This window comes from Natranaeroarchaeum sulfidigenes (assembly GCF_017094485.1).
Classification (GTDB): Archaea; Halobacteriota; Halobacteria; order Halobacteriales; family Natronoarchaeaceae; genus Natranaeroarchaeum; species Natranaeroarchaeum sulfidigenes.
Window position 1 is genome coordinate 2777982 of sequence record NZ_CP064786.1, and the last position, 17021, is coordinate 2795002.

At 62.2% G+C, this 17021-nt stretch carries 13 protein-coding genes and 1 other RNA gene; 4 read left to right on the forward strand and 10 right to left on the reverse strand.

All coding sequences use genetic code 11. The annotated features are described in order from the left end of the window. Positions 1 to 100 precede the first annotated feature (100 nt). Both AArcS_RS14440 and AArcS_RS14445 read left to right on the forward strand, forming a co-directional pair. A complete protein-coding gene (locus AArcS_RS14440; RefSeq protein WP_238478117.1) occupies positions 101 to 2932 on the forward strand; it encodes a cation-translocating P-type ATPase in 2832 nt (943 codons plus the stop codon). Positions 2933 to 3037: 105 nt separating this feature from the next. Next, positions 3038 to 3430, forward strand: coding sequence for a DUF2267 domain-containing protein (locus tag AArcS_RS14445; protein WP_238478118.1), 393 nt, complete (start codon positions 3038 to 3040; stop codon positions 3428 to 3430). Between the two features lie 349 nt (positions 3431 to 3779). Here the strand turns inward: AArcS_RS14445 and AArcS_RS14450 are convergent, their stop codons facing one another. The 6 genes from AArcS_RS14450 to uvrA form a co-directional block, all read right to left on the reverse strand. Next, complete coding sequence (locus AArcS_RS14450) at positions 3780 to 4526, reverse strand: sugar phosphate isomerase/epimerase family protein (RefSeq protein ID WP_238478119.1); 747 nt, start codon at positions 4524 to 4526, stop codon at positions 3780 to 3782. Between the two features lie 33 nt (positions 4527 to 4559). After that, positions 4560 to 4982: a CBS domain-containing protein gene (locus AArcS_RS14455; protein WP_238478120.1), complete on the reverse strand. Its 423-nt coding sequence runs from the start codon at positions 4980 to 4982 to the stop codon at positions 4560 to 4562. A 76-nt stretch (positions 4983 to 5058) separates the two neighbouring features. Next, positions 5059 to 5526 (reverse strand): pyridoxamine 5'-phosphate oxidase family protein, encoded by a 468-nt coding sequence (locus AArcS_RS14460; RefSeq protein WP_238478121.1) that lies wholly within the window; start codon positions 5524 to 5526, stop codon positions 5059 to 5061. Between the two features lie 219 nt (positions 5527 to 5745). Beyond that, positions 5746 to 6738: a WD40/YVTN/BNR-like repeat-containing protein gene (locus AArcS_RS14465; protein WP_238478122.1), complete on the reverse strand. Its 993-nt coding sequence runs from the start codon at positions 6736 to 6738 to the stop codon at positions 5746 to 5748. A 60-nt stretch (positions 6739 to 6798) separates the two neighbouring features. Next, positions 6799 to 7476 carry a hypothetical protein gene (locus AArcS_RS14470; RefSeq protein WP_238478123.1) on the reverse strand — a complete coding sequence of 226 codons (678 nt, stop codon included), beginning with the start codon at positions 7474 to 7476 and terminating at the stop codon, positions 6799 to 6801. A gap of 120 nt (positions 7477 to 7596) precedes the next feature. Then, on the reverse strand, positions 7597 to 10560 hold the full coding sequence (gene uvrA, locus AArcS_RS14475) for an excinuclease ABC subunit UvrA (RefSeq protein WP_238478124.1): 2964 nt from the start codon (positions 10558 to 10560) through the stop codon (positions 7597 to 7599). Positions 10561 to 10653: 93 nt separating this feature from the next. On the opposite strand from uvrA, the gene AArcS_RS14480 reads away from it, so the two are divergent. After that, entirely contained in the window at positions 10654 to 12021 is a 1368-nt protein-coding gene (locus tag AArcS_RS14480; protein WP_238478125.1) for a hypothetical protein, read from the forward strand. Here AArcS_RS14480 and rnpB read toward each other — a convergent pair. Beyond that, positions 12007 to 12341: RNase P RNA component (gene rnpB, locus AArcS_RS14485), an RNA gene on the reverse strand. The two genes, AArcS_RS14480 and rnpB, sit on opposite strands and share 15 nt — an antisense overlap. A gap of 85 nt (positions 12342 to 12426) precedes the next feature. After that, positions 12427 to 13779 carry a type I glutamate--ammonia ligase gene (gene glnA, locus AArcS_RS14490; RefSeq protein ID WP_238478126.1) on the reverse strand — a complete coding sequence of 451 codons (1353 nt, stop codon included), beginning with the start codon at positions 13777 to 13779 and terminating at the stop codon, positions 12427 to 12429. 127 nt (positions 13780 to 13906) lie between these two features. Between glnA and lrp the strand changes: the two genes are divergently transcribed. Further along, positions 13907 to 14368 carry an HTH-type transcriptional regulator Lrp gene (gene lrp, locus AArcS_RS14495; protein ID WP_238478127.1) on the forward strand — a complete coding sequence of 154 codons (462 nt, stop codon included), beginning with the start codon at positions 13907 to 13909 and terminating at the stop codon, positions 14366 to 14368. A gap of 3 nt (positions 14369 to 14371) precedes the next feature. Here lrp and AArcS_RS14500 read toward each other — a convergent pair whose 3' ends face one another. Beyond that, a complete protein-coding gene (locus tag AArcS_RS14500) occupies positions 14372 to 15094 on the reverse strand; it encodes a class I SAM-dependent methyltransferase (protein WP_238478128.1) in 723 nt (240 codons plus the stop codon). Positions 15095 to 15211: 117 nt separating this feature from the next. After that, the gene (gene thsB, locus AArcS_RS14505) at positions 15212 to 16867 is read right to left on the reverse strand and encodes a thermosome subunit beta (RefSeq protein ID WP_375139664.1); all 1656 of its coding nucleotides are present in this window, start codon (positions 16865 to 16867) and stop codon (positions 15212 to 15214) included. Between the last annotated feature and the right edge of the window lie 154 nt (positions 16868 to 17021).

A 17021-nucleotide genomic window follows, 5' to 3' on the forward strand; every position in this document is an offset into this window, starting at 1 on the left:
GGTGAAGTCGAGAACGTCCGGGAACGCTGGCACAGATCCGACCTCTCCCCCCTGCGCAGATGCACAGGCATACGACGAGATTGCGGACGAAGAGATCACCGTGTCACGTACAAATGTCAATGCTATCCCCGAGCAGGACGCTTCCGAGCGCTGGCACTCCCAAGAGATCGGCGTAGTCTACGACGCCCTGAATACTGACGAGGACGGACTGGCGGGCGACGAGGCCCAGCGTCGGCTCGACGAGTACGGCCCCAACGAGATCGAGAGCGAAGAAGGGGTCTCACTGTTGCAGATCTTCATCAACCAGTACAAACCGGCACTAATCTGGGTGCTGATCGTCGCTGCAGCGGTGATGGCGATCGTGGGGCACACGATCGACGCTGGGGTTATCGCCGGTGTGATCGTGTTCATCACTGTCTTCGGCTTCCTACAGGATTACCGCGCCGAGCAGAGCATTCAGGCGCTTCAGGAGATGTCGACGACGTACGCGCTCGTCAGACGGGGGGGCGAGAAGACCGAGATCGACGCGACGAAGGTCGTCCCCGGCGACGTAATTTTCGTCGAGTCGGGCGACATCGTGCCCGCGGACGCTCGCATCGTCGAGGAGTCAAACCTGAGAGTCGACGAGGGGGCGCTGACAGGTGAAAGCGTCGGTGTCTCGAAGGAGGTCGGTCAGATCGACCAAGAGACTGCGCTCGCCGAGCGCAAGAACATGCTGTTCAAGGACACGGTCGTCCAGCGCGGGTCGGGAACCGCGGTGGTCGTCGAGACCGGGCCCGAATCCGAGATCGGCCAGATCGCGACGGCCCTCGAAGAGGCCGAGGAGCGCGACACGCCATTCGAGGCCGAGATGGACCGCCTGGGCAAGATCATCGCGGCGGGTGTGATCGGCGCGGTTGCGGTCATCGCGATCAGCGAACTGGTGATCGGCGACACCCCGCCGCTGCAGGTCTTCCTGACGGCAGTCGGCATCGCCGTCTCCGCGGTTCCCGAAGGGTTGCCAGCAGTCGTCACACTCTCGCTCGCCCTTGGGGCAAGGCGGATGGCCGAGCAAAACGCGCTCGTCCGCCGGCTCCCTATCGTCGAGGCACTGGGATCGGTCGACGTCATCTGTACGGACAAGACCGGCACACTCACCGAGGAGGAGATGACCGTCCAGCGGATCGTCGCCAACCGTGAGACCTACGAGGTGACGGGAACCGGCTACGACACCGACGGCGAGTTCCTCCACGAGGGCGACCCCATCGACGACGAGCGCGTGGCCGAGGTGTTGCGGTGTGGAATGTTGTGCAACAACGTCGACGTCGGGCTCCGGGAACGAGACTCGGACCGTACCGATGCCCTGGTCGAGGATGGTGCGGCGGGCGATGGCGAGAACGCTGACGTCGAACGGACCTACCTCGGCGATCCGACGGAGATTTCGCTCTTCGTCGCCGCCCAGAAGGCCGGCTTCGACCACGAGACACTTGCCGAGGAGTACCCTCGTACCGGCGAGATCGACTTCACGTCGGCGCGCAAGCGGATGACGACCGTGCACCGGACGGCGGACGGTGACGCCGTCGCCTACATGAAGGGTGCGCCAGAGACCGTAGTCGAGCGGTGTGACCGGGAACTGGTCGACGGTGAACTCGTCGAGCTGACCGACGAGCGACGGGCCGAGATCGAAGCGAAGAATGAGTCGTTCGCCGAGGACGCCCTCCGCGTGATGGGCTTTGCCTACCGGCCGGAGGTCCCCGACGAACAGATCCAGACGCCGAACGAGGAGCTCGAACAGTCCATGGTCTTTCTCGGCCTGCAGGGGATGCTCGACCCACCACGTCCGGAGGTTCCGGGCGCTATCACGGGCTGTCTCGACGCCGGCATCAACGTGGTGATGATCACCGGCGACAACGCAGTCACCGCCCGCGCCGTCGGCAAGGAGGTCGGGCTCCGGTCGACGCGGGTGATCACTGGACCCGAACTAGAGGAGATGAGCGACGAGAAGCTACGGGAGATGGTCGACGACGTCGACATTTTCGCCCGGACGTCGCCGGACCACAAGACGCGCATCCTCCAGACGTTGCAGGCGAAGGGCCACACCGTCGCGATGACGGGCGACGGCGTCAACGACGCGCCCGCTGTCAAGAACGCCGACGTCGGCGTGGCGATGGGCATCCGGGGCACGGACGTCACCGAACAGGCCTCCGACATCGTCCTGCTCGACGACAACTTTGCGACGATCCGCAACGCCGTCCGGGGCGGCCGGCGGATCTTCGACAACGTCCGCAAGTTCGTCAACTACCTCCTGTCGGGTAACGGCGGCGAGGTGACGATGATATTCACGGGGACGCTCGCGGGACTCGGACTGGTCATCACGCCGATTCAGGTCCTCTGGATCAACGTCGTCACCGACGGTATCCCCGCGCTCACGATGGGCGTCGATCCCGCGGCGGAGGACATCATGGAGCGTGACCCGCGACCGCCCCAGGAGGGCGTCATTACGAGCCGGATTATGGCCTCGATCGTGGGTATCGCGCTCTTCATGACGGTTTGCCTGCTCCCGCTGTTCACGCTCAACTTGTACGGTGAGTTGATCCCAGGATACGACGTCACGGACGCCGTATTCGGCTGGAGCCCAGGGTACGACGTGGGGCGGGATCTCGCCCAGACGATGGTGTTCACCGGCTTCGTCGTCATGGAGATCGTACGGATCCAGGCGATCCGGTTCCGGTACGACCTCGGGCTCTTCTCGAACCCCTGGCTCGTCCTCGCCGTCGTCGTCGCGGTCACGCTCCAGTTACTCGTACTCTACACGCCTACCGGCCAGCTGTTATTCGACGTCGAACCGCTCCAGCTCGTTCACTGGGCCCAGATTCTTGTCTCGGCAGCGGTGTTCGCGCTGTTGATGGCGCTCTTCGTGAAAGTCCAGGATCAATACTTCGACCGGTACTGACGGCAAGCGATATTCGATTCCTGTCCCTGGGGAGTCACAGTCCCGGTATCAGGTTTTAGTTGGCTCCCGTGGTATGCCACGATGTCACAATAGTGTGACACAGCTATGAACTACAAAGAATTCGTCGGACAGGTACAGCATCGGCTGGAGTATGCGCAGTTCGGACAGGCCGTCCGGGCGATCCGGGCGGTTCTGGTGACGCTTGGCGAGCGGATGCCAGAAGGGGAAGCGACGGACCTCGCAAGCCCGCTTCCGATGGAGATCGATCGGTATCTGATCGAGGCCGAACACGGCCAGCGCTTCGACTACGACGAGTTCCTCGACCGGGTCGCCGAACGGGAGGGTGTTGATCGGCCCGACGCCAACTACCATGCACAGCAAGTGATTGCAGTCGTCGCGGAGGACGTCCCGGCGGGCAACATCGAGAAGGCTCGTGGGGGCCTTACCGAGGACTTCGACACGCTGTTTGAGTTACTGGACGCTGACGTGGACAACTGATCATCGTCCGCTTTGCTCGCTGGGAAACCGTGACACGTGGACGGTGTTATCCTCAGGCGTACTCGATTTCGATGTGCCACCGATCCTCGTCGACCAGTTCTGTAGCGTGTGTCAACCACCGCTCTTCGAGGGCGCCGTACAGTGGCTCCGGCTTGAAGGAATTGATCGCGTGAGCGTCTGACCAGCCGCGAGTTCTGCGAACGTATCGTGGATCCGTTCGTGCCGTTCGGCGGGATCTCTGACATATAGTTGGGTCATTGCACGTCGTTGTTTTGCCCGGAACGACATTGTCGCGTTCTGAACATGTCCGCCCACAATCCGGATGCGTTCGTGTCTCTCCCGTCGGCGCTTACACCGTGAGATGGCGCTCAATTCGATCTCTGGTATCTCTCAGTAGCGCGACGTCATCGGTGAACACCTCAACGGCGGCCGTCCCGTCGAAATCGGGCAGTTCCGCGGCCACGGTACCGTAGTCGATCTCTCCGGCCCCGAGTGGCAAGTGGGTGTCCCCGCGGCTCCGCGCGTCGTGAACGTGCAGGTGCGAGATGAGGTCGTCGTATCCGGAGAGGAATCGGTCGATTCCATCCATACCGTCCTCCATGTATGCATGGCCAACATCGAAACAGACCGCCGTATCCGTCTCCCTGGCGAGGTCGCCGAGAACGCTCAGTGGGAGTCCACGCTTCTGGTGCCCGACGTTTTCGACGACGAGTTCCACATCGGCTTCTGCGGCAGCGTGTCCGATCGCGGCGAGCTGGTCGGCGAAGACGTCACGGAGATCAACGTCGTGTGGGTTTCGCGCTGTGCCGTGGAGGACAGCTTTGTTCGCTCCGTACCCACCCGCCCACTCCAGCAGTCGGCTCTGGTACGCGAGAATCGCCTCGTTGATCTCCGGAACGGGCGTCACGACGACCTGCTGAAAGGGAAGGTGGACACAGAGCTCGGCCTCGCTCGCCGTGAGGACTCGTTCGAGACGTTTCCCGTCGATATCGGTGGAATCAGTCCCTTCCCCAATCGAGAACTCTGCAAAATCGAACCCCTCGATAGTCATCTCGGTGCGTCCGATCGAGTCGCCGACGGTAAGCCCAATGTCCATACCTACTCTCACCGTCGACCGCCGGAAAAAGGTCTAGTACGGCGGTCGTTGCGCACGAACCACGGATGCGAGTTCACCGTGTTCGTCGGCGAGCAGTTCGTTCAGATCGTCGACCGTAATGATTCCGACCAGATCCCCATCCCGGTCACAGACTGGCAGGCGCCGAACGCCGTGCTGGGCCATCAGTTCGGTGGCTCGATAGAACCCGGCGGAACGCTCGACCATACACAAGTCGGTCGACATGAGATCATCAGCGCGGAGGGTGTTCGGGTCACGCTCCGCGGCCAATACGCGTACGGTCAGGTCCCGGTCGGTGACGATTCCGCGTGGCGTGTCCCCCTCCGTAATAACGACGCTGCCGACGTCCTCGGCGTCCATCGTTGCGGCGAGTTCAGCGACCGACGCGCTCGGCGGTGCTGTCACGACATCACTCCGTGCAAGGTCTTCAACTGGCATTGTATTTCCCCCACTAGAACCGGCACCACTCAGCATAATAGTCGTTTGTGCCGGAGACGACACTGTACTGGGAGGATCAACGCTCGAACCCTGGCGGAAGCCCAGTGTGTTTGATCCCAGTCCGGTCATCGATGATGAACTCATAGAAGCTAACGTTTTCCTCGGTCGATCCGGTAGTAAACAGTTCAGGACGCCAGCCACCATCCGTCGCATCGCCGAGCACCTCCCACTCCGACGTAGATAACGCTTCGAGCCTCCCCTCCAGCAGGACGCTCTCCCAGTTGAACGTCGAATCAGCCCGATAGACGAGAAAGCTCGCCGCGTCGGCCCTGTCGCTCAGCGAGTCCTTCTGACTCTCCGGCCCCACCAGATATGTGAAGTACAGGTGGTCGTCGCCGTCGAAGCCGTAGGACATCGGCAACAAGTACGGCACAGGCTCGTTCGGGAGCCCGAGCACGCCGACGCCCTGGATCGTGAGGAAGTTCCGGATCTCGTCGTCAGACATTCGCTCCAGACCGTACCCTTCGAGCGCGTCGATGGACATACACGAGATAGTGGCGCAGGCCCGAGACAAAAACCCATACCGCCAGTTTTCCGTCCCTGCACTCGCATCTCCCCCATAGGTTTAACACGGAGTAGGCGGCGATCCAGTTCATGCACTGACACCTGCCCGGAGCGATTCGTGACGGCTCTCCGTCGTCGAAGATCATCTCAGAAGCGTGCGACACGTCGCTCCGCGGTATCCGCCCGTCGCCAGTTCGCCCTACTTCACGACCACAGCCAGCCCTCGTGCAGTCATCTCCGTACACGGGTCGGGCCACTCCACGTCGACCCGATTCCACGTTACGCCCGCATCGGTCGACTGGAACAGCCCCGTGTTCGAGAGCGCGTAGAACTCGCCGCGCCGCACCCCCGATGCCAGTACATAGCGGTACACCCCCTCTCCGGTCGGAAGCCCACTTCCGACGTCCACCGCCTCTCCGAGTCGGGACCACTCACCGTCGCCACGACGACGATAGACGTAGGATTCGGGAGTTCTGTGTGCTGCTCTTGCCCCCGACGCCGCCGATACGAGGACCGTGTCCGGATCTCGCGGAGCAGCCGCGACGCTCCAGACGTAGCGGTGGGCAAGCCCGTCCTGTGGATGCGTCCAGTGTGTCCCCCAGTCGTCGGACTCCGCGTAGCCATCCCCCGCGGCCGAGTACACGCGTCCGGATGCACCGACGTGGGTTGCAAGCTGGTGGTTGTCCAGTCGAGAGCCGTCAGGGCGATCGATCCAGCTCTCGCCACTGTCCGGACTGATGACCAGCGCTCCCGCCTCGACCCCGACGTAGAGACGGCTCGCGTCGTTTGGGTCCTGCTCGATCCAGCGGACGTGATGGGTCTCCGGTCGTGGCGGGAACGACCAGTGTTCTGCCGACGGGAGCTCGGCCAGCCCGGTGAGCTGCTCCCAGCTCTCCCCCGCGTCAACGGAGTGAAATACACGGCTCGGCTCGGTCCCGACCCACAGTTCGTCGGGATTGTGGGAAGAGAGCTCGACGGCAGTAACGGAGTCCGGCAGCGTCTCTACCCCGACGCGGTCCCAGGATCCATCGCCGTCGCGACGAAACAGCCCCGACTCGAACGTCCCACAGAACACTCGCTCGTCGTTTGCGGCGACACACTCGATCGCATGACCGAAAAGATGCGTCGTCGCTCGTGGCTCGTCAGTCCGAATAGAGAACAGTCGGTCGCGCATCCCGGCATACACGCGCATACGATTACGATCGGGCTCGGGTAGTGTTAGTCGTTTGGTGCACACCGAACGCCGAGAACACTATCTCGGCGAGGCTCCCTGCTCGCTGCCCGTTTCGGAGTCCGTCGAATCATCGGGAGATTCCCTGGACCTGCGAATTCGAGCCCACAACAGAGCGAGTGGAACCGTGAGTTTCTTCGCCCAGCCCAGCTTCACGAGGCCGTACTGGCTGAGCGTCCCGACGACGACGACCGCGAGAAAGGCTGGCGTCGGATCGAATAACACGGGCGACGGATCGAACGAAGAGGCTGCCTGAGAGAACGCCTCGATGGTCCAGGCCTGTGTCACCAGTGCTGCACCGACAAAAGCCATCAGTATCGGCAAGACCTTCTTGAACAGGAGCCCTGCGGCCGCCGCACCGAGGATTCCGCCGAACATCGTGATCCCGATTGGTTCGAGGCCGAGATTCGATCCCGACAGACCGACAGCCGTGGCAGCGACGTACGAGCCGAGCAGGAATCCCGGGATGGTTGCAACAGTGGTAATCAGTGTGAACGCAAGAAAAACACCGGCAAATCCGGCCACCAGTGCTGCACCTGCCAGCATCAGCGGGTCCAGTACGAGGTACGAAGCAATAGCGTAGCCACCTGCGGCACCTGACAGGAATCCGACCAGAGTCACCGTATATTTGAACAGCGCTGCGCCAGCGAACGCGAGGACGAACCCCGCCACGATCAACCCGATCTCGATCGGCGTCATGGCCCGCAATAAGCAGAGAAGCCGCAAATACCTTTGGCTAAAAAGAAGCTACTCGTAACAAAACGCGCGTATCGGGAATTACCGGGCGGTCCGCGGGGTGTCGATCGCCGCCCCGGCCGCTCAGTCGTCGGTCGGCGGCGGTGTGATCGTCCGGCCAGCTCTTGGCCCGTCAAGGTCGACAGCCGGGAGCATGTCACGGAGATACCGACCGGTGTGTGACTCGTCTGTCCGAGCGACATCTTCGGGCGTTCCGGTCGCGACGATCTGTCCGCCGTGTTCACCGCCCTCCGGCCCGAGGTCGACGATGGTGTCGGCGTTTTTGATCAGGTCCAGTTCGTGTTCGACGACGACGACGGTGTTGCCGTTGTCAGTCAACCGCTGGAGCACCTCAATGAGCTTTCGTTCGTCAGCCGAGTGTAGACCAGTTGTCGGCTCGTCGAGCAGGTACAGCGTCTCGCCGGTCTGTTTTTTGCCCAGTTCTTCGGCGAGTTTGATACGCTGGGCCTCGCCACCGGAGAGTGTCGTCGATGGCTGGCCCAGTTTCATGTAGTCCAGTCCGACGTCTTTGAGCAGCTTGAGCCGGCGCTCGATCCGCGAGTCGTGTTTGAAGAAGTCGTAGGCTTCCTCGACTGACATCTCCAGCACCTCGGCGATCGTTTTCCCCTTGTACTCGACATCGAGGGTCTCGTCGTTGTATCGCGCACCGCCACACTCCTCGCAGGGGACGTAGACGTCCGAGAGGAAGTTCATGTCGATCTTGACGGTACCCTGTCCGCCACACTCCTCACAGCGGCCACCCTTGACATTGAACGAGAACCGTCCTTTCGCGTACCCGCGGCGTTTCGAGAGTTCTGTCTGGGCGAACAGCTCGCGGATATGGTCGAAGACGCTCGTGTACGTTGCGGGGTTCGAGCGCGGCGTGCGACCGATCGGGCTCTGGTCGATGAGCCGGACCGTTTCGATCCCCTCCAGACCGGTGATCGCGTCGTGCTCGCCTGGGTCGACGCTGGTGTTGTCGTTCATTTTCCGGGCCAGTCCCTTGTAGAGCACGTCGTGCATCAGCGTCGACTTGCCGGAGCCCGAGACGCCAGTGATCGCAGTGAAACAACCGATCGGCAGGTCGACGTCTAGATCGTCGAGGTTGTGCTGGCGTGCGCCCTCGATGGTCAGGTGGCCCTCTGGTTCTCGCCGCTCCTCTGGAACGGGGATCTCCGTTCGCCCGGCGAGGTAATCGCCGGTAATCGAGTCGTCAGCCGCCATGATCTCCTCGACGTTGCCCTGCGCGACGACTTCGCCGCCGCGTTTTCCGGGTCCAGGGCCGAGATCGATGACGCTATCCGCACGACGCATCGTCTCCTCGTCGTGCTCGACGACGAGCAAGGTGTTGCCCAGATCACGGAGCTCTTCGAGCGTGTTCAGGAGTCGGTCGTTGTCACGCTGGTGGAGCCCGATCGAGGGTTCGTCCAGGACGTACAACACGCCGACCAGCCCGGAGCCGATCTGGGTGGCAAGGCGGATTCGCTGGCTCTCGCCGCCCGACAGCGTCGAGGCCTCCCGATCGAGCGTGAGGTACTCCAGCCCGACCTCACACATGAAGCCGAGTCGAGCGCGGATCTCTTTCAAAATCTCTTCGGCGATTGTCCGGTCGCGCTCGGACATCGTCGCCTCCATCTCCTCGAAGTGAGCCAGCGCGTCGCCGATGCTCATCCGGTTGACCGCGCTGATTGGAGTGTCATCGACGAGGACCGCACGAGAGGCGTCTTTAAGCCGTGTTCCTTCACAGGCGGGACACTCCGTGACGGACATGTACTTCTCGATGTGGTCGCGAGTACCCTCGCTATCGGTCTCGACGTATCGCCGTTCCAGATTGGGGATGACTCCCTCGAATCGTTTGCGTTTCTCGCGGGTGCCGTTTCTGGTCTGGCGTTTGAACAGCACCTCGTCGTCGGTGCCATAGAGGAACTGCTCGCGGACATCCGCGGGAAGCTCCTCGAATGGCGTCGAAAGCGAGACGTCGAAGTGTGCCGCGACGGCGTCCAGCCGGGTCTGGTAGTACGACCGGCTGTAGCTCCAGGCCTCGAAGACGTGTTTCAGCGGCTTCGAGGTGTCCCGGACGACGAGTTCCTCGCTGACCTCCTTGGTGTGGCCGATCCCGTCACACTCCGGGCAGGCCCCGTGTGGGGAGTTGAACGAGAACGAGCGGGTCTCGATCTCCGGAAGGTCGATGCCACACTCGGTACAGGCCAGTTCCTCGGAGAACTCGACGACGAGGCGTTCGTCGGCCGTCTCGTCTTTCTCCCCACCGGTCCCCAGATCGCCCGTCGATCGGGCAGTGGCCCCTACGTCGATGTCCTCGGGTGGGTTCGGAAGGATCACTTTCAGAACTCCGTCGGCCTCCTCCAGACCGGTCTCGACGGAGTCGGCGATTCGCGATCGGGCATCGGGATCGATCTTCACCCGATCGACGATCACGTCGATGGTGTGATCGAAGTTCTCGTCGAGGTCGGGTTTCTCAAGCGTCAGGTCGTGCTCTTTGCCGTCGACTTCCACCCGAGAGTAGCCGTCGGCGACCAGTTCGTCGAACAGATCTTCGAAGGCCCCTTTCTGGTCGCGAACGACCGGTGCAGCGAGTTTGGCCTTCGTCCCGTCGGGGAGATCGAGCAGTCGCGAAACCATGTTCTGTGCGGTCTGTTCGCCGACTTCCTTCCCACACTCGGGACAGTGTGGTGTCCCGACGCGAGCGTACAGCAGGCGCAGGTAGTCGTGGAGCTCGGTGACTGTCCCGACCGTGGAACGGGGGTTGTTCGCGGCGTTCTTCTGATCGATCGAGATGGCTGGGGAGAGCCCCTCGACGGTCTCGACCTGCGGTTTATCCATCTGCCCGAGGAAGTTACGGGCGTAGGCCGAAAGGCTCTCGATGTAGCGGCGCTGGCCCTCGGCGTAGACGGTCTCGAACGCGAGCGAGGACTTCCCCGACCCCGAGAGGCCAGTGACGACGTTGAACTGCTCGCGCGGAATCTCGACGTCGAGGTCCTTGAGGTTGTTCTCCTCGGCACCCCGGACCTCGATGTAGTCCTTGCTCATTCTGGCCGCAGTATGGACCGGAATCGGGTATACCCGTCGGTTCCGGTTCCGCGAGAGATAGACATTTATTCGCATGTTCCTTTCGTTACTTCGATGACAGACGCCGGGGATGCTCGACGCTTCACTCGCCGTCGACTGCTGTGGACAGCCAGCGCGTTCACGACCGGCGTAGCGATCACTGGCCCCGGGAGCGGAGCCGATGACGACGACACAGGAGAGCACGGAGCGATCAGGTGGAGCGAGACGTATGATCGGCCGGGCCAGTACGTCGAGTGCAATGCGATTGCGACCGCTGAGGACGGTTACTACCTCGCTGGAGAGACAGGGTATCGAAGCGGTACGAGTCACGGCTGGGTCCATCGTGTGGACGAGAGTGGAGGCGTAAACTGGGAGTTCATCGACAACCGCCCCGGTGACGAAGCACCGCTCCACGAGATCAGCGCAGCACCCGGCGGTGGCTGTGTAGCGGTCGGTGACGTAACGACGCATCTGACCGACGAGTCGAACGTTACGGCAGTCTCTTTGGGACAGGAGGGGGAGTTCGGCTGGGCAGCGGAGTTCGGCCGGCACTGGCACGTCTCGATATCGACGCTGTCGTCGACCGAGGACGGCTACGTGATCGGGGCGTACGCCCGTTCGTACGCGACGCAGGGAACACGGATACTGCTCCTCTCGATAGATAGCGAGGGGACACAGCGCTGGATACGAACGCTCGGCGAAGAGAACGCTATCAACGTCTGTCGAGCAGTGTTACCAGTGGATGACGGCTATCTCGTGGCTGGTTCGACCGATCGTGAGGACGATTCCCGTATCTTGCTTGTACGAACTGATGAACAGGGCAGACACCAGTGGGATACCACGTACGACGTCGAGGGGGCGTACTCGCTTGCACATGCGATCATTCCCACCGAGGACGGCGGCTATTTGCTTGGCGGCCGAACGGGTAGCTCGACACATATTTTCCGAGCCGTCGTTATCAAGGTCGATGCCACAGGGGACGAGCAATGGCGATGGGTCAACACAGTCGAATCCGCGTGCCACGACCTCGTCACGCGGCCCTCGGGGGGCTGCGTCCTTGCGGGACGCCGACTCGAAGACGGCTGGCTGGCGGCACTCAACGGGAACGGCGAGCTAATCGGCTCCGAGTCGTACCGCGGCAACGGCGAGAGCACGCTCGAGTCGCTGGTCTCGACAGACGAGGGGTACGTCGCCGGAGGGAGAACCGCCGAATTCGACAGTAATGACACTCGTGCGTGGCTGCTCTCGGTTAGCCCGATTGCCGAACCGGGCGCTGATCCGATCGAACCAGAGTACTCGGTTTCCGAGCAGGAGGACGATTCGTTGCCTGGGTTTTCCAGTGGTGCCGCCGTACTTGGGCTCTCCGCTGGCTACGTACTTTCACGTCGGTTCCGAGGCGGTCAAGCTGACCGCTCGCGGCGTAGTACCGGCAGAGAGGAGTAAGCCCCCTTCTGTTCGACCCGGCATTCGGCTGAGCGTCGACGCCCCTGTCCTGGCTACCCTCGGCGCTCTCGCGCCGACGGCGTCGACTTGCACCGGTGGGGATTCGCCGTTCCATCGATCCTCGACCGTCGTCTCTCGGTGGGTTAGCTCCTCCTCGCTTTCGATCGCGCGGAGTTCGCACACCTCATCGATCGGGTCGAGACGTGTCGTTTCTGTTCCAGAGCCGACGGTTTCCCGCCCGGGGCTTGCGCCCCGTCACCCACCAGGACGGTGGGGGGACTTTCCTCACGTCTGCACGCGGAGGCCGGGCTCTCTCTACCGACTAGTCGTAGGGCAGTGTGCCGTTTAAGCCTGTCGTGGCGCAAAAAAGAACTGGCTTCGCGTTCGGTTCGCCGTCTGTCGAATTCAGTACGTGTCGAGGTACCGGTCGAGCTCCCACTGGGAGACGTCGACGAGGTACTCCTCGAACTCCTGGCTTTTCGCTTCGACGAACTTCTCGCTGATGTGGGGGCCAAGCGCCGAGAGGATGGTTTCGTCCTCTTCGAGCGCGTCGACGGCCTCGCCGAGGTTCGTCGGCAGCGTCTCGATGCCGTACTCCTCGCGTTTCTCCTCGTCGAACTCGTAGATGTTCTCGCGGATCGGGTCCGGCGCGTCGAGATCGCGTTCGATCCCGTCGAGACCGGCCTCGATGAGCGCCGCGAATGCGAGGTACGGGTTACAGGACGGATCGGGGAAGCGTGCCTCGATACGGGAGGCCGCCGGGATCCGTGCTGCCGGCTTGCGGATGAGTGCCGAGCGGTTACGGTCGGACCACGCGACGTAGACCGGGGCCTCGTAGCCGGGCACCAGTCGCTTGTAGCTGTTGACCGTCGGGTCGGTAACGGCACAGATCGCGGGCGCGTGGTCGAGGACGCCAGCGAGGTAGGAGTGAGCGGTGTCACTCAGGTCGAACTCGTCGTCGCCGTCGTGGAACGCGTTCTCCCCGTCTTTCATCAGGGACATGTGAGTGTGCATTCCCGAGCCGTTGATCTTCGGCACCGGCTTGGGCATGAACGTCGCGTGCAGGTCGTGCTGTGCGGCGACCGCACGGACGACCGTCCGGAAAGTGGCGACGTTGTCCGCGGTCGTCAGCGCGTCGTCGTACTCGAAGTTGATCTCGTACTGGCCCTCGGCGACCTCGTGGTGACTGGCCTCGATCTCGAAGCCCATATCCTCGAGTGCGTAGATGATGTCCCGGCGGACATCGCTGGCGAGGTCCTTCGGAGCGACGTCGAAGTAGCCACCCTTGTCGGCGAACTCGGTCGTCGCGTAGCCGTCCTCGTCCTGCTCGAACAGGAAGAACTCCGGCTCGGGCGCCATGTTGACCTCGTAGCCGAGCTCCTCGGCGTGGTCGAGTGCCTGCTTGAGAACGTACCGTGGATCACCCTCGAACGGCTCGCCGGTAGAGGTGTTGATGACGTCACAGATCATTCGGCCTGCGGCGGCCTGATCGTCCGTCCTCCACGGGAGCACGGCGAACGTCTCGGGATCGGGCTTGAGCCGCATGTCGGACTCCTGAATCCGGACGAACCCCTCGATCGAGGAGCCGTCGAAGTAAATGCCCTCGGTGAACGCCTTTTCGGCCTGACGTGCCGGCACCGCGACGTTCTTGACCGTTCCCAGAATGTCAGTAAACTGCAGTCGCAGGAAGTCGACTTCCTTCTCTTCGATCTCGTCGAGTACTGCCTGTTCCTCCGATGTGAGGCTTCCACTTGTCATGTTTTGTCGTCAGTGTATCTGTAGATAGCCAGTATTAAAGCCCTACTGTTCTGCGCAATTCTACCGCGTTCGCTGAGAAACTGCATATTCGTAAAATTATAATGCCTGGAGTGGATTGGGGAGTACAATGACGTACGAAAATCTAGATGCAAAACTAGTGAATGCACTTCTGGGCGACGGCCGAGCCAGTCTCAGAAGCCTCGCCGAAGAGCTCGACGTCTCCGTCACAACCGTCTCGAACCACCTCAGCGATCTGGAAGAAGACGGTGTCATCGAGGGATACACGCCGAAGGTCAACTACGGCAAGCTCGACTACGACGTCACCGCGATCCTGCAGCTCAAAGTCGAGGGGAACGCGCTCCCGGACATCACCGAACGGCTCGAACAGGAAAAGCAAATGATCAGCGTCTACGAGGTGACCGGCGGCTACGACATCATCGCCATCGGCAAGTTCGAGGACACTGACGGGATGAACGAACAGATCAAAACGCTGCTGACGGATCCCGATATCCGCGAATCGAACACGAGCGTCGTGCTCAACGCCACGAGCGAGAACGATCAGTTCGAGCTGGACGTCGACCGGGAGTAGGCTTCAGTCGCTCGATCCCCGCTTTTCGAGTGCGATCCGATAGTGTGCGGTATCACCGTCCCCGTGGTCGACGTCGACGACGGTCCAGCCCGTCCCGGTCGTCGCTTCGCGAACCCGATCGGGACTGAACAGCCTGAACAGCAGCGGCCGCCCGAGGACGCCGTCGTACTCGAACTGAAAGAGCCGATAGGCGAGTCCCGGGGTCGGATCGGAGCGATACCCAAGAAGTTCCTCGGTCGCCGCCTGCGTGGGATCGTAGCAGTCTAGCACCGCCGTCCCATCCCGCGTCGTGACGTATGCAAGGTCGGCGAGGAACGTCCGGAGGCCAGCCATCGACCGGGCGAGGCCGAGTTGGGTGCCGTACGCGAGCGCCGAACCGAACCGATCCGCCTCGAACGAGTCCCGAAGGGCGAACATATCGGCCAGCCGGGCATCCTTGACGCCCCGATCACGCATCGTCTCGACGAGCGGCTCGCTGTGCTCGATGCCGATGGTCTCGAAGCGCGTCTGGAAATGTCGAACGTGTCTCCCCGCCCCTGCACCCATGTCGAGCAGGGGACCGTCGAGCCACGTTTCGAGCCACGGATCATCGCCCGCCTCGTAGGGGTTGAAGTAAAACTCCTCGATCGGATGGTCGAGCGTTTGCTCGCCGTCTCGTTGCACGAGCGGCGCCGATCGTGTCCCGTGATAGTGATCGTAAATGGCGTGGCCAAACGGGTCCACCATAGCTTTGCAGACGGTGGCCAGCCGAATATATTTTGCCTGTATTAGGTGTGATCAAAACGGAAGAATGTATCAGCGATACGACGGCACCAGAAAACAGCGCAGCGGCGTGCGGTCGGCCTACATCATGCCGCCCATGCCGCCACCCATGCCGCCCATGCCGCCGGGCGCACCGCCGGGGCCGCCAGCCTCGTCGTCGCCCTTGTCGGTCGAGAGCTCGCCGGCGGAGATGATGTCGTCGATCTTGAGCACGAGGTTCGCCGCCTCGGTGGCGGAGGTCAGTGCCTGCTCTTTGGCGTGGGCCGGCTCGACGACGCCCGCGTCGTGGGTGTCGACGACGTCGCCGGAGAAGACGTTCAGCCCGGCACGCTGGTCGCCGTCCTCGTGGGCTGCGCGCAGGTCGACCAGGGTGTCGATAGAGTCGAGACCAGCGTTCTCGGCGAGCACACGGGGGACGAGTTCGAGCGCGTCGGCGTACGCCTCGACGGCCAGCTGTTCGCGGCCGGAGACGCCGTCGGCGTAGTCACGCAGGCGCCGGGCGACTTCGACCTCGATCGCCCCGCCGCCAGCGACCACCCGCCCGTCGGAGACGGTCTGTGCGACGACTTCCAGTGCGTCCTCGATACCACGCTTGAGCTCGTCGACGACGTGGTCGGTCGAGCCACGGAGCAGGAGCGTCACGCCGTGACCGTCGCCGGAGACGTAGAACAGGTCGTCTTCCTCGCCGCGGACGACGTCGCCGTGGCCGAGATCGGCAGGGTCGACCGAGGAGAGGTCGGAGACGACGTTCGCTTCGAGGACCTCGGTGAGGAACTCGATGTCGGACTTCTTCGCACGGCGAACCGCGAGAATACCCTCTTTAGCGAGGTAATGCTGGGCGAGGTCGTCGATACCCTTCTGACAGAAGACCACGTCGGCACCGGAGTCGACGATCGCCTCGACTTTCTCCTTGATCTCTTCTTCCTCACGGTCGAGGAACTGCTGAAGCTGGCTCGGATCGGTGACACTGACCTCCGTGTCGGTGTCTGCCTCGTCGACCTCGATCGGCGAGTCGAGCAGCATGATATCGGCGTCCTCGACCTCGCTTGGCATGTTGTCGTGGACGGGATCCTTGCTGACGACCGCTCCGGAGAGGAGATCGGACTCACCAGCGGCACGGCCTGTCTGCGTTTCGATGTTGAGGAATTCGAGGTCGACGACGTGGCCGCCCTCCTCATCCTCGACGGTGACTTTCTGTACCGCATCGACGATCAACTGTGCGAGGTGTTCCTTATTCAGCTCTGCGCCCTTGCCGGTCATCGACGTCTCCGCGACCGATCGAAGCAAGTCCTCGTCGTCGGGATCGACGTCGTCGGAAATGTCGCCGACCTCTTTGCGGGCCTGCTCACTCGCGAGGTGGAAGCCCTTGATGATCGCCGTCGGGTGGATGTCCTGTTCGAGGAGATCCTCGGCGTTTTTCAGCAGTTCGCCCGCGACCGAGACGGCGGTCGTCGTCCCGTCGCCCGCCTCGTCCTCCTGAGTCTCTGCGACCTCGACGATCATCTCGGCCGTCGGGTTGTCGATATCCATCTCTTTGAGGATGGTCACACCGTCGTTTGTGATGGTCACGTTGCCCATCGAATCGACGAGCATCTTGTCCATCCCCTTCGGTCCGAGCGTCGAGCGGACGGACTTCGCAACGGCGCGTGCGGCAGAAATGTTGTAGTCCTGCGCGTCACGGTCCTGCACGCGCTGTGCGTCCTCACCCATTACGATCATCGGCTGTCCTTGCTGCATTCGCTGGCTCATAGTCAAGAGTTGGGTTGATTGCGATTCTATATAAACCTGTCTTTTCCTAGCGTTGGCCGCCAGCATAGCAAAAGCACTGATTCGACACAAAACCAGATATATCGACATCGCAACCGGGCTACAATCTCGAAATGAGTTCCGT